Here is an 11785-nt window from a genome sequence, read left to right as displayed (position 1 = left end):
GAGGCGATGTGCGATCACAAGTAGAATTCGTGTCTCAAATTTTCGGACTTGTTGCTTAATCGGGTTGAGCTAGAGCCAATCCTTTGTTCTTCAATAGTTCTTGCGACACAACCCTTTCCACTGCCCCACTCGACGCTGGAGCGTTCTGAGCTGGCTATCGTAGCACCCCGGATACTGCTCTTGCAGGTATTCAAACAGGGTCATCGGTTCGAGGCGTGGCTCTTGCTTCAACATCGGTTGGAGTTCCGAGGTCCACACCTGGGCGAGGGGGTCAGGACGAGTCCGCCAATCCCGAGGACGGCCTCGTTGCGGTCGATGCTCCCCTTTGTCGATACGGCGAGCGGTGCGCACAGAAATGCCCGCCTTCGCAGCAGCTGTGGTCTGGGCACAGCCGGAATCTTTGGCTTTCATATAGAGTTGAAGTTGTTGAAATTTAATTGGACCCGGCACTAGGCGTCTCTATGGCTATTAGTAGACAGTCCTAGTGTCTTTTCTTTGAGGGGCTTGTTTGATGCGATCTCAGTTTAGAGGTGGAAATAACAAGCGATCTCAGGAGCGGTCTATGTGGTTGTCATCCGGGCCTATCTAATCGTCGCCTAACAGAGGTAGGCACGGGGAAGATAGGAACAGGGATTTAGGCTTTCCCACCTTACCATCAACCTGTTTTTGCGACACAACCGTCAAAGGTACCCCATCGGGTACTGGCATTCCCATTATTAGATTTTATGATGAATTTTAGTTAGACAAGACAGATCAACTTAAGGACTGCCTTTAGTCAGTAAACCGATTAGCTTGTTCAAAATTGTTTAACACTTAAATTTGGTGTTCGATCGCACTCAGTCAATTTTGGAAGTATTAATCAAAGTTGAAGAAAAGCATCCTCCAGAAACATCTATTTTAATCAGGTTAGCAGCTACACATCGTGTTCTAGAAAAAATTACAAAGAAGTGTTGGTTAGCAATGCAATTTATTCTTGCAAAACCTCACTTCTAAACCAGGCATGATGAGCGTAACATCCTGCAATTGCAAGGATGGCAAGATTTAATGCGATCGTGAACTGTCAATGTCGCGCTTCCGTCAGCGTTTCGCTTTGACTTGCTTTTCAAAACAACTTTCTTATATCCAAAAGGAGTCATACCCATAATGTTGTATACCTTTGAAAATCAACCAACGAACTTAGCAACCTGGATACAGAACGAGATTAAGCTCAGCAATGAAATATTTGTCGGGGCACAGGGCTTATCCGTTCGCCGTGTACAGGAATGGCTAACACTAAGGGGTTATCCACTGACGATCGACGAGAGTTATGGACCAATTACTGCGGAAGTTGTTGGTCGATTTCAGGAAGATCTATTTCTAGAACCAAATGGTCGTGTGACTCAGAAAACGTTTGATCATCTGGTCGAACCTCTACGAGAAACCCTCCGTCAACGATTGAACATGTCAATATCACTCAACTCGGCAGTTCTTGAGTATGCCAGAGCACATTTGTCTCAGCATCCTCGTGAGATTGGTGGTCAAAATCGAGGTCCTTGGGTGCGAATGTACATGAAGGGCAACGAAGGTAAACCATGGGCATGGTGTGCAGGGTTTGTCACTTTTGTGCTGAGTCAGGCTGCAGAATCCCTACAAATTGACATGCCGATTCCAGGATCTTTTTCCTGTGACACTCTGGCAGCTCAAGCAAAAGCGGCTGGACTATTTGTATCAGAAGCAGAAGCTCGTCGTCGAGAAATTCCCCCTGGAAGCCTGTTCTTGGTACGACGAACTAGTACCGACTGGACACATGTTGGCATTGTCGCGGAAACTCACGAATTGTTGTTTGACACAATCGAAGGCAACACCAACGATGAAGGCTCACGCGAGGGGTATGAAGTATGTACCCAATCACGTGGATACACCGGCAAAGATTTCATTCTGCTTGAGCCTTAGTCCTGCCCTGAGTTCACAGCGTGTAATGAACGACTTAACGAAACTATTTCCACCAATTTTGGCTAATAACTACCGAGGAAGTTGATCATGGCAAGAGATGTTAACCCCGAAATGATAATGAATTCAGTCTTGGGAAAAATCAGTGATGTGCTATTAAATGGCGACGGGAAAGTCATTCCCAGAAGTGATGATCATTATCTAGCGTTTTGTAGCCCCGGCTATCCCTTAACTGAAGACTTCTTTAACTATGCTCTGGAAGGATTTGGTGGCATTGTTCGTCGGGGAGTTAACCCGAATAAGCTTGATCAGACCGTTGGGCCGGAAGAGGGCAAAACTGAAGAAGGTTCTTCTGAAGTGGATACCGCTGCTCTAGCAGCCGATGCTCGCCGTAAATACATGGCAGCAGAAACCTTTGCCGCTCTGTGTGACTTAGTTCCTGATACAAGTGGTATCGTCAACTCTGGACGCATTAACACCTGGAATCCAGAAACCCGGATTTCTCACGCCTATGCGTTGGCGCTTCAGTTTTCTCAGGTGTATAACGTTGAACCCGACGCAGCAACCAAGAGTAAGCTTGAACGGTGGCGCTCGCTCCTGCAAGAAACCAAAAAGGAAGTTGATCTAGTCACCGAAGAAGAAGTTGAAGTACTCCGCGAAACAGCCCTAGTACAAAAGTATCGTGAGAAGATGCTGGCTTACTACGGCGAAGCCTTGGCCTACAATACGATGCGAATTTCGGCATTAGCGGGTCAAGATGAACAGGCTGTACACCAGTTTGCGATTAATGCTCCACTGATGCAAATGAAGGTACGAGCCGCTGAAAATGATTGGATTAGCAATGGCTATCGCGATACCTACGACCGCATTAATGCGGCGATCGCCGCTGTTGAAGGACGCAGCTTCGCACTCCTGAAACAGCGTTATAAGGAAGATTTCGTCCGTAGCATTCTGACTAATCCATCGTCTGGGGCCAACTTCCTCTATACGGCTCCTGCACCCGCCGAGTTTGCTCGCGCAGACTCAGGATGGTCTGAGTTCTACTTCAATAGCGGCTCGTTCAACAGCAATCACAAATTCTCAGCCAGCCATACTAGTGGGGGGGGTGGACTAGCCATTGGTCCATTTGCAATCGGTGGTGGCGGCAGCGTGGATAAGAAGAAATGGGAAGGCAAACTTAATGCCGAATCCTTTAACCTTCGCTTCAAGATGGCCCGAGCCACCATCTACCGCCCAGGAATCAATCTAGCCTATATCAAGAGTGGTTTCTGGCGGTTTGACCAACAAAACGAAGAGTACAAAAACACCTTGCTCTCCAATGGCAAAACACCTCCCAATGGGTTAATGCCCGCGATCACCACCGACTGTATCTTCGTCAAAGATCTATGCATTGATTTTGGTGAGTACAACAGCGAGTATGAGCGGAGAAGCCAGGAGATTGGTGGACGTGGTGGGCTGTCCTATGGTCCATTCTTCCTGGGTGGTAGCCATAGCAATCGCGAAAGTGAAAGCACATACAACCGTAACTGGACTCGCGAAGGGCTGAAGATTGAAGGACTACAGCTCTTGGGCTTCCTGTGCCACACCTTAGAAAAATGCCCAGATCCCAATCCTAAAGTCACCGATTGGATCTAGGTTCATACCCATCCTTTTTGAGTCGGTGAGGTTCATTGTGCCTCACCGACTCACCCTAATCCGTTTCATTCGTTCTGCTGATAAGGCACAACGAAATACACCAAGGAACCTGATCATGTCTAATAAAAAAGCCAGTAAAGCCCTACTTTCTCGCCTGGCAGAAACCGTCATCGAAGAGTTTAGCCAGGATGATCTTTATGTTGCCCAGGTACCGCCAGGAGTGTTCTTAGGAAAAGAACATTTCCAGGTCTTACAAAAGCTTGCGTCCGATCGATTAGATGATCCAGAATCGCTTGCCCGCTTAGTCGAGATCTCTCGCCTAGTAGATTGTATTCAGATCGATGAAAAGACAATTACCACACCAGATACAACTCCGGGTTATCTATCTGAACGCTTCTCTCAAATTGTTAGGAATGTTAAGTTCGTCAGAACGTCCTTAGACGCCAATGAGCAGCGCCGTTATGAGCAAGCCCAAGCCCTGCTTTATGAAGAGCCAAACATTATTAAAAAAACAGAGTACCAGGACTTTTGCTTACTGAGAGCTGATTTAGAAAAGAAGGAAGTCGCACTCACAGAAATGCGATTGAATCGCGAGAAAGCAACAAGTCCTGAAGAACAATCGGTTTTAACAGGTGAGATTACTTCATTTGAAGCCCTGGTCAAAGAAAAGCGTGAAGCGATCGATGCTTTAGATCGAGTCTACAATTTCCGAGCAGCTGAAAGGATTATTGACGCAGCAGAGCGATCGGTGGATCAAATACCAACTCCAGTGCTTGAAATGCTGAGTTCCATGAATCTGCTCAAAATTTCTGATCCTATTTCCCATGCGACTCATATCGGCTGTAACTTTTCTCCATCCCATTTGTCAGAAGACAATTGGATTCCTCTCAAGCTAACCCGTGAGGATATTGCCAAGTGGAAAAGTAATGGAGACACCGCTTCTGAGAGTGACACAGGTTTAGCAGATAGCGAAATTGATACCATCACATTGGAAGTTCAAACCGTTACCTGTTCCCGTCCCTGGCTCTGGTCTGCACTCTTTAAGCATCAACATTGGCAATGGCAGTCCCCGTCTCCACCCGTTTCTAACGGCACTTTGAATGGCAGAGCCGATAATTTGATTCCAGCTTATATTGTGGGGTTAATTCTGGCTCGTAATTTTGTAGTGAAAGGAGTACCGTCTGCCCAAAAACAATTTGCACAGGCGCAATCTAAAAGGTTAGACACATCCGATCTGCTCAACTATGCCATTACGCCCACAGAAACACTCTCTCTGAAAGCCGCACAGCTGGCTGAGACTAGCGGGAAAGCTGTTTTGACAATGCAAGCTATACCCGACCATACGTTACGAATGAAGTCAGCCGTTACTGCCGGTCGAGTTGCTCCACTCATTAGCCGCAGTGCAATGCAACCTGCCCTAACTCAAGCGAACCAATTTAGGTTGGCTGATTCAGCAGCCTTCAAGCGTCTAGATGTTGACTATGCTTCCGCACAAATTAACCCCAAAGTGTTTCAGCAAACGAATAAATTTAGACACCGAATTGGACGCATACAACTAGAGGCACTGATGATGCCGGCCCGTGGTAGGGTGATTGATCCACAAGGACGGGGGTTGTACCAGGCTGTTGTCACGATTCAAACCTCAAGTGGCGAGCGGTCTGTTCACACCGGGCAAGACGGTCACTTTACCGCCCGGCTCCCTCAAGGGCGCTACGCCGTTCAGGTCGATAAACCAGGTTTCATCACAGCCAGAGGATTCATTGCTGTACCTCAGGTAAAAGACCCTCCAGTTATCACCATGTCCCCTGCGGTTAAGGAGCAGCTCAAGATTTCCCTGGTAGAACAAGGCTCTGAAGCAACCTATCCATTTATCGGCTCTGCCAAAGTTGTTATCGAAGGGGACAATACGCAGCAAGTTGAAACTTTCATCAACCGCTCAGACGCTATGGTATCTCTATCACCTGGCAAATACACCGTCATGGTAACGAGCGAGACGGCCGAGAAAATCCTTCCGCCCAGTCAGGCTGTCGTGATTCTTCCACAAGGAAATTCCTCCAATGCGCCTCAGGTGCAATTTACAATCTACCCTGCCCCTCAAATTATTAACCCTGAAGTCCAACTTTTAGGGTTCATCTGTAAACGGGTTCCGCCTTGCCCAACTCACTACTTGGGGTGATTGAAGCTACGATACTGCTATGTACTTCCATCTCCCGCTCTGGTTGCAGCGACCCTGCTGTGGGCATACAATGTTGGGCATCTGGATTTCCTAGAGAGCTACGTGAGCGCGAGCCTGCGCCAGAGAAGTAGAGACAAGGAGTATGGCTGGAGCAATCAGAGCTTGGCGAGCAGGTTGCTGGCGTGGATGAAGAGTGCCAAGAACCGAGCAGAGGTCATGAAGGGCTTGGCAAAGCTAAGGGGGAGGCTCTTGTGAATCACCCTGCATCTAACATCACCCGACGCTCCTCTCACGTCACCTGCCATGCGGGGCCGTAATGAACGATCGCCCCTTCGCTTTCCATGCCTGCTGCCGCCTTCCCTGCCTCCCCCCGCTACGCCCTCAAAAACTTGTCCTAGCTGATGACGGTGTCGATTTTCCACTAGGATTAAATTGGACAAATTTCCTGGATGCGCCGAGGGGGGTGAAAGGGCGTGATCAAAATGCTGCGATCGCTCACTAAAATACCCAGTGTTCTCGAATTACAGTGATTGGGAATCTTGAGTCCAGCCCTCACAATTTCTGATCATGAGCAGACTTCTGACCTTGGTTCGCTCACTCTTGGCACCCTTGCTGCCTCAACCAAACAGCAATCCTCCTACCCCCACAATCGAAAGTTATGGGCAAGGAGAGTCTGGTATCCCAATGGAAGAGATGCAGCCCATCATGGAGTGGCTGTTCGCAAGTCTCTTGAATGCTGGGTACTACGGCACTGCTCACCTCATCTGGTTCAACGATGCCGCACCTAATCCAAAGCTAGAGAAGGCAGTAAAGACGGGCATCAAGCGGGACGAGCCAACCTTGCTTTACCGCTGTGCATCACAAGTGCAGCCACCACCCAATGGCTACTACTGGCGCTTAATGGCAGAACACCCCTCCAACCGAATCTATCAGCTAGAAGTGAAGGATGAGGATTGATGGGGCTGAGTAGCAGGCGCAAGATACCGGAATGCGATCGCTGCATTTTCTATGCTCACGATCCTCATCTGCTCTGTACTGTGCATCCAGAGGGTGTGAGTAGCGATGCTTGCTCAGATTTCGAGCACGACCCTACAGCAGAAGCAGAAGAACTTTGGGAACCAGAAGGAGCCAGTTACTACAACGGTGAACTGATTTTTGCTCCAGAGCAGCGGTGGACACTGTTGGAGAAGTTAGCTCTACTCGACTCACACCCTATATTCACAGGCCGATGCCCCAATTGTGAGGCTGGCATCGCTTTGGAAAATTCAAGAGTGCATTGGGATTGTGGACACTGTGGCTGGAAAGATGATTCGCTGTAAAAAGCCCATTAATTTACCTGGGCACTTTTGTCTGAGTGCTTCCTTCGGAGCAGATGGGGGAGCCATTCCTAAGTGTAGGTTTTATGGCGAGCGTTGCTTTTGGCCCTCTAGCCTCACAAATAATATTTTTTAATGGGAGTTGTTCTGGGTTAGCTTTTTCTTCTACTTTCTGATCGAGAACTACAGCTCCTACATATCCTTTACGATCAGAGGCCATACTTCCGATCGGCACTGCATAGAAGATTGCGGATGTTGGCGTGTTTTGAAATGAATACTCATTCCAGTCAGTTTTGCTTGGGTAGCCTAGCCCTAAGGCCTTGGAGGAGCTAGCAAGTTTTCCATGCTCAAGATAGTAGGCTTGCTGCGCTCGATTGGTTGTTTCAGTTAGAGACCTTGCCTCTCCTTCCATGTGCTTGCAAGCCATTCCCAGGAAGATACAGGGCTTAAGGAATATGAAAGCCGCAGCAGGTAAAGTGATCGCCGCCAATGCCAAGAATCGATTCATTCTTTCACCGAGAAGGGTCTTTTTCGGGGGGTTATGCAAAGAACCCCAAAATCGTAACCATTCTGCCTTCCCAGGGTACATTCTTCTGCACAAAATCTCGAATGCTGCCATTGAAGACGATGGTGGCTGGGTCAATACAAACGTCGTACCCTTCTCCGGAGGTGTAAACCTTCATTTCTTCGGCAATCGCTGCTCCAGAGAAGCTGACAGATAGGGGAATGAACGCTAACGAGAGGGCAACAGTCCAGCGTAGGGATTTCAACATGGCTTGTTTGAGGAGTGTCTTGCTTAAAGTCCCCATTCAAGAGAGAAAAATCCCTAGGCGATGGTGAAGAGACGATCAACTCTAGGTAGTAACTCAGTCAATTGTTGACCCAGATCTATCATCACCACCACTCGTTCCGAGCAACAGGAAGACGCAGGGACACAGCACGCCACCCATTGGCACCAAGCATCACTCTTGGGCACAGTTTGTCACGCTGAGAGGGGAGTGATGGCAATAATCCAATCGTGTCGGGCACCTATTGGCACCTTCTGTCACCCCCTGACACAATTTGCAGATGATGTGCCGCTGCCGCACTTTGGTTGGCGATCACTACTCCTCCACATAAATCAAATCTTTGGGGTCCAAATCCACTCGCTCGCCTCTAGGGTTTTTGCCGCTGACCCACAACCGACCTGCATTCGTGAACACTCGCTCAACCGTCATCTCTTCTGTCTGTAAGAGCCACACATAACTGCTTCCCGCTGCCTCGTTCCCATGCCGAGTGTTGACGAACGCTTGAACTTTGAAACTGAGGTTGTAGAGGTCTACAAACACTGCTCCATTGGCAAACGCAATTTCTTTCAGTTTTATCCGCATGGCGATCGCCTCCTATCAGTCTTCATGTAGCCAATGGTCTGGATTTCCCAAAGTCCATGACTCAGTCTGTAGGCGCAAGATTGCCGTTTCCGCATGGCGATCGCTTCACCAAAACGCCCGACGCTGGTCCCATTTGCAGGTTGTTCGCCTCTTTGTCTGCTTGCTTAACGAGCTCTACAGCTCTCACCGTTAGGTCAGCGATCGCCTGCCTGTCCTCTTGGCACTTTGAATCAAGCTCGTCTAGCAAGGCAGCGTATTGCTTCTCGGCACTGGGCTGAGTGTCAATCGAGGCGAGCTTGGACTCTATTATCTTCTGACGGAAGCCACAGCTGGTTAGAGCTAAGGTGGCGATTGCTGCACAGGTGAATAGGACTAACTGCCTCAAGGTCTACTCCTGAATCGGTGACTCCACAACGCTAACCTTGCTGAGCAGGCGATCGCTCACTGAAGCAGAACTTAGGCCAAGCGATCAGTCTTACTGGTTTAAGACATCTTTTTTGTGTTGGGGGGCAGCCGCGATCGCAGCGACTTCTGCCAATAGATCTTGAGAAACTCCCATCTCCTTTAGCGTTGCCATCAAATTTTCTGCAACGGCATCAAAGTGTTCGCTGTTTAGACCTTGCTTTTCTACCAACTCTTTGTGGGCTTTGCGCATATAACGACCGTCATATTTATCAGTTCCGCCAAAGGCATAGGTCAGAAAAGCCTTCTGGTGTGCCCGTTGTTTCACCATATCTACATTGGCAAAGAAGTGCTTGATGCGCTCATCCTGCAAGACTCGCTGATAGAATTTGTCAACCGCTAGGTCAACAGCCGCTGTACCACCGAGTTTTTCAAATAAAGTCGTCATAATTCTTCTCATCCTTTTCAGCAATTGCTTTACACTTCAACCGGTTCTTTTTCTGCTGCTTGCACAATTTGCCCGGTTTTCGCATCGATCGCGGCTCTCACCGACTCTGGCAAGGCAGGGCGGTTTTCGGCGTGGGGGCTTTGGAACGTATCTTGTGCTTCAGGCTGTTGACAGGCAATCATCGTCTTGACATGTTCTAATTCGTCTTCACGAACGGCAACAAAGACATCATAGAGATTCGCAATTTGAGGGCGACGAAATGCCTCAGGATGCGTCGTTTGGAATTCGTCAAACATATACAAGTCGCCATTGCGATAGTAGTTGATGGCTACTTCTGGCGCAGGTATTTGTTTGAGGGCTTCACCGTGCTCTTGGAGAAACAAATCGTAGGTGTAGTAGGCGTGCTCTTCAACATGCTGCATGAAGTGGTAGGCAGCGCGGGGATTGAGGATATACACCAAAACGATCACCCAGTAGTAAATCAATCCGCCAATTCGAGCCAGGGAGCGATCGTACCAGTGGTCGTTGCCACCGAGAGATTCGGCAATCAGTAGATGGTGCAGTTCATTCCAGGACTCAGCAAAATGCACTTTCAGCCAGTCAGATTTGCGCCACCAGCCCATCGTTTCATACAAATGCAAGACCGAGGTGTAGGCAAAATAAGGCACCCGAGCCACTGTTTCCAGGACAAAAAATCGCGCAAAAATGCGATCGCGACCTCGATAAAAGGTGTTGAGCAGCGCCTCTAAGAAGTCAACGAGCAGTCGTATCATGATTGAGATCCTCCAAAGCTGCTATCGCAATCGATAGGAATAGAATTGCCCTCTTCACAACCAGGAAAGTAAAAAGAGGCAAGACAACAGGTGAATGACTCTCACTTTGCCAAATTGTTTTCACCCAGGATATGAGCTACCTCATAAACCAAAATTTAGGGATAGAGTAGGCAGATCTTTTCTTTTGTAACGACGGTCATTCGCCCTCATCCGGCCAAGCTGCTTTAGTATCTAGGACGACCATTGCCCTTCAACATCCGATATCGTGCACATTTCATGAGGTAGCTCATATCTCTCTTGTCCGCAGTTTGGCAGAGTAGGGGTATCTGCTACTGGAGGATAAAGCCATGCCTCAATCGACCATCAATCTAGCAACAGCTCCTGGACATCAGGTGATGGCAAGCGCTGGAAAGAAGATTCTGCGACCCGGCGGGAAAGCTGCAACTGAGCAATTGTTTCAGTGGGCTGAATTCCAACCGGGGGAAATGGTTCTAGAGCTAGCCGCGAGTTTCGGCTACAGCGCGATCGCCCTAGCCGAACAATATGGGGTTCGGGTGGTAGGCATCGAAAAGAACCCTGAAAGTGTGGCCCGTGCTCGTACCAATATTCAAGCCGCTGGGTTGGCAGAACAAGTGCAGGTGATTGAGGGCGATATTTTCCATCTAGAGCAGATTCCAGGACAGTTTGACTACGTGCTGGCAGAAGCCATTCTCACCATGCAATCGGCTTCAGGTAAAGCCAAAATCTTGCAGAGTATTGGCGATCGCCTCAAGCCAGGAGGGAAGTTCCTCTCTCATGAGTTGTTAGCCCACAATCGGGAAGCAGAAATTCATCAAGCATTGGCAGCCACGCTTCGAGCCAACTCAACTCCGTTATCTGAGGCTCACTGGATTGCAGCTTGCGAAACAGCCGGATTACAAGTTTCACAACATCAGGTGGGAGCGATGGGACTGCTCAACCCAGCTCGCATCATTCAAAACGAAGGACTGGTCAATGCAATCAAATTCTTCTGGAATGTCCTTACTCGTCCTCAACTGCGCGATCGCCTGCTGGCCATACGGCGAGTGTTCAAGCAGTACGAACAGGAGTTAGGTTATCTCATTTTGTGTGCAGAACGGAACTAAATTAGGAGACAAACGATGACTACGACAATGCAGACTCCCTCATCGCTGACGGCTCAACTCAAAGACAAACTGGAGTATCCTGACACAGGAATCCTCAGCCAAGTGTTACTCAAACTTCCTCATTGCCAGTACACTCTCTTGTCTCTAGCCGCAGGCACTGAGATTGCGGAACATAGCTCAGCTCGCAACGCCGTGGTTCAAGTACTTGAAGGGCAAGGAACGCTGAGATTAACAGGACAAGATATTCACCTAGAACCGGGTGTATTTGTGTGGATGCCTGCTAATGCGCCTCATGCATTAAAGGCATCAGCAAACCTGGCATTTCTGCTAACACTTTCGGATGCCGGTTAATGGTCTATTTTTTGCTGGGGTTAACAGGGAGCGAATCTGTCTCTAGCGTGCCTTGGGCGATCGCATCCAGCCTTTCCCAATCCAAGATAGTGATTTTCCCACCTCGGCTGTAAGCAACAACTGAGTGCAATTGCTTGAAGAGCCGCACACACTCTTCGTAGGTGATGCCGATGCTGCGAGCAATCTGGTAGTGAGCCAGGCGCAAGGTGAGGCAAGCTCCCTGTGCAGTCGTTTCTGTGCCCTGCTCTGTCGCTGAATATT

At 48.8% G+C, this 11785-nt stretch carries 14 protein-coding genes and 1 pseudogene; 7 read left to right on the top strand and 8 right to left on the bottom strand.

The window, feature by feature from the left end; translation table 11 throughout:
- Positions 1–114: 114 nt before the first annotated feature.
- A pseudogene (locus tag NDA01_RS29635) lies at positions 115–450 on the bottom strand (IS21 family transposase); the annotation flags it as partial.
- A 693-nt stretch (positions 451–1143) separates the two neighbouring features.
- Between NDA01_RS29635 and NDA01_RS29630 the strand changes: the two are divergent.
- From NDA01_RS29630 to NDA01_RS29610, 5 genes are all read left to right on the top strand, one after another.
- Positions 1144–1932 carry a peptidoglycan-binding domain-containing protein gene (locus tag NDA01_RS29630; RefSeq protein ID WP_348230846.1) on the top strand — a complete coding sequence of 263 codons (789 nt, stop codon included), beginning with the start codon at positions 1144–1146 and terminating at the stop codon, positions 1930–1932.
- Positions 1933–2019: 87 nt separating this feature from the next.
- Positions 2020–3564 (top strand): hypothetical protein, encoded by a 1545-nt coding sequence (locus tag NDA01_RS29625; RefSeq protein WP_348230845.1) that lies wholly within the window; start codon positions 2020–2022, stop codon positions 3562–3564.
- A gap of 115 nt (positions 3565–3679) precedes the next feature.
- On the top strand, positions 3680–5740 hold the full coding sequence (locus NDA01_RS29620) for a carboxypeptidase-like regulatory domain-containing protein (protein WP_348230844.1): 2061 nt from the start codon (positions 3680–3682) through the stop codon (positions 5738–5740).
- Positions 5741–6307: 567 nt separating this feature from the next.
- Positions 6308–6697, top strand: a complete 390-nt coding sequence (locus tag NDA01_RS29615) for a hypothetical protein (protein WP_348230843.1) — start codon at positions 6308–6310, stop codon at positions 6695–6697.
- Positions 6697–7059, top strand: coding sequence for a hypothetical protein (locus NDA01_RS29610; protein ID WP_348230842.1), 363 nt, complete (start codon positions 6697–6699; stop codon positions 7057–7059). Before NDA01_RS29615 ends, NDA01_RS29610 begins: the two co-directional genes overlap by 1 nt.
- 13 nt (positions 7060–7072) lie before the next feature.
- Here the strand turns inward: NDA01_RS29610 and NDA01_RS29605 are convergent, their stop codons facing one another.
- The 6 genes from NDA01_RS29605 to NDA01_RS29580 all read right to left on the bottom strand — a co-directional run bounded on the left by NDA01_RS29605 (position 7073) and on the right by NDA01_RS29580 (position 10049).
- Positions 7073–7603, bottom strand: coding sequence for a type IV pilin-like G/H family protein (locus NDA01_RS29605; RefSeq protein WP_348230841.1), 531 nt, complete (start codon positions 7601–7603; stop codon positions 7073–7075).
- Entirely contained in the window at positions 7596–7829 is a 234-nt protein-coding gene (locus NDA01_RS29600) for a hypothetical protein (protein ID WP_348230840.1), read from the bottom strand. The genes NDA01_RS29605 and NDA01_RS29600 overlap by 8 nt, the downstream gene beginning before the upstream one ends.
- 330 nt (positions 7830–8159) lie before the next feature.
- Entirely contained in the window at positions 8160–8426 is a 267-nt protein-coding gene (locus NDA01_RS29595) for a hypothetical protein (protein WP_348230839.1), read from the bottom strand.
- 61 nt (positions 8427–8487) lie between these two features.
- A complete protein-coding gene (locus NDA01_RS29590) occupies positions 8488–8811 on the bottom strand; it encodes a hypothetical protein (protein ID WP_348230838.1) in 324 nt (107 codons plus the stop codon).
- Between the two features lie 90 nt (positions 8812–8901).
- Positions 8902–9276 carry a group I truncated hemoglobin gene (locus tag NDA01_RS29585; protein ID WP_348230837.1) on the bottom strand — a complete coding sequence of 125 codons (375 nt, stop codon included), beginning with the start codon at positions 9274–9276 and terminating at the stop codon, positions 8902–8904.
- A gap of 29 nt (positions 9277–9305) precedes the next feature.
- Positions 9306–10049 (bottom strand): alternative oxidase, encoded by a 744-nt coding sequence (locus NDA01_RS29580; protein WP_348230836.1) that lies wholly within the window; start codon positions 10047–10049, stop codon positions 9306–9308.
- A gap of 347 nt (positions 10050–10396) precedes the next feature.
- Between NDA01_RS29580 and NDA01_RS29575 the strand changes: the two genes are divergently transcribed.
- Together NDA01_RS29575 and NDA01_RS29570 are read left to right on the top strand one after the other, a co-directional pair.
- Positions 10397–11173, top strand: coding sequence for an SAM-dependent methyltransferase (locus tag NDA01_RS29575; protein WP_348230835.1), 777 nt, complete (start codon positions 10397–10399; stop codon positions 11171–11173).
- Between the two features lie 15 nt (positions 11174–11188).
- Complete coding sequence (locus NDA01_RS29570) at positions 11189–11524, top strand: cupin domain-containing protein (protein WP_190553157.1); 336 nt, start codon at positions 11189–11191, stop codon at positions 11522–11524.
- A 4-nt stretch (positions 11525–11528) separates the two neighbouring features.
- Here the strand turns inward: NDA01_RS29570 and NDA01_RS29565 are convergent.
- The coding region (locus NDA01_RS29565; protein WP_348230834.1) for a helix-turn-helix domain-containing protein at positions 11529–11785 on the bottom strand (257 nt) is incomplete at its 5' end.

The organism is Trichocoleus desertorum AS-A10 (assembly GCF_039962155.1).
In the GTDB taxonomy this organism is placed as follows: domain Bacteria; phylum Cyanobacteriota; class Cyanobacteriia; order FACHB-46; family FACHB-46; genus Trichocoleus.
The sequence above is the reverse complement of the archived record's forward strand: the minus strand, read 5'-3'. Positions and strand labels throughout refer to the sequence as shown.

What these genes read in the sequence shown, in the direction of transcription:
- NDA01_RS29630 (WP_348230846.1), top strand. Translation starts at nt 1,144, where the DNA reads ATGTTGTATACCTTTGAAAATCAACCAACGAACTTAGCAACCTGGATA.
- NDA01_RS29625 (WP_348230845.1), top strand. Translation starts at nt 2,020, where the DNA reads ATGGCAAGAGATGTTAACCCCGAAATGATAATGAATTCAGTCTTGGGA.
- NDA01_RS29620 (WP_348230844.1), top strand. Translation starts at nt 3,680, where the DNA reads ATGTCTAATAAAAAAGCCAGTAAAGCCCTACTTTCTCGCCTGGCAGAA.
- NDA01_RS29615 (WP_348230843.1), top strand. Translation starts at nt 6,308, where the DNA reads ATGAGCAGACTTCTGACCTTGGTTCGCTCACTCTTGGCACCCTTGCTG.
- NDA01_RS29610 (WP_348230842.1), top strand. Translation starts at nt 6,697, where the DNA reads ATGGGGCTGAGTAGCAGGCGCAAGATACCGGAATGCGATCGCTGCATT.
- NDA01_RS29600 (WP_348230840.1), bottom strand. Translation starts at nt 7,829, where the DNA reads ATGTTGAAATCCCTACGCTGGACTGTTGCCCTCTCGTTAGCGTTCATT.
- NDA01_RS29595 (WP_348230839.1), bottom strand. Translation starts at nt 8,426, where the DNA reads ATGCGGATAAAACTGAAAGAAATTGCGTTTGCCAATGGAGCAGTGTTT.
- NDA01_RS29585 (WP_348230837.1), bottom strand. Translation starts at nt 9,276, where the DNA reads ATGACGACTTTATTTGAAAAACTCGGTGGTACAGCGGCTGTTGACCTA.
- NDA01_RS29580 (WP_348230836.1), bottom strand. Translation starts at nt 10,049, where the DNA reads ATGATACGACTGCTCGTTGACTTCTTAGAGGCGCTGCTCAACACCTTT.
- NDA01_RS29575 (WP_348230835.1), top strand. Translation starts at nt 10,397, where the DNA reads ATGCCTCAATCGACCATCAATCTAGCAACAGCTCCTGGACATCAGGTG.
- NDA01_RS29570 (WP_190553157.1), top strand. Translation starts at nt 11,189, where the DNA reads ATGACTACGACAATGCAGACTCCCTCATCGCTGACGGCTCAACTCAAA.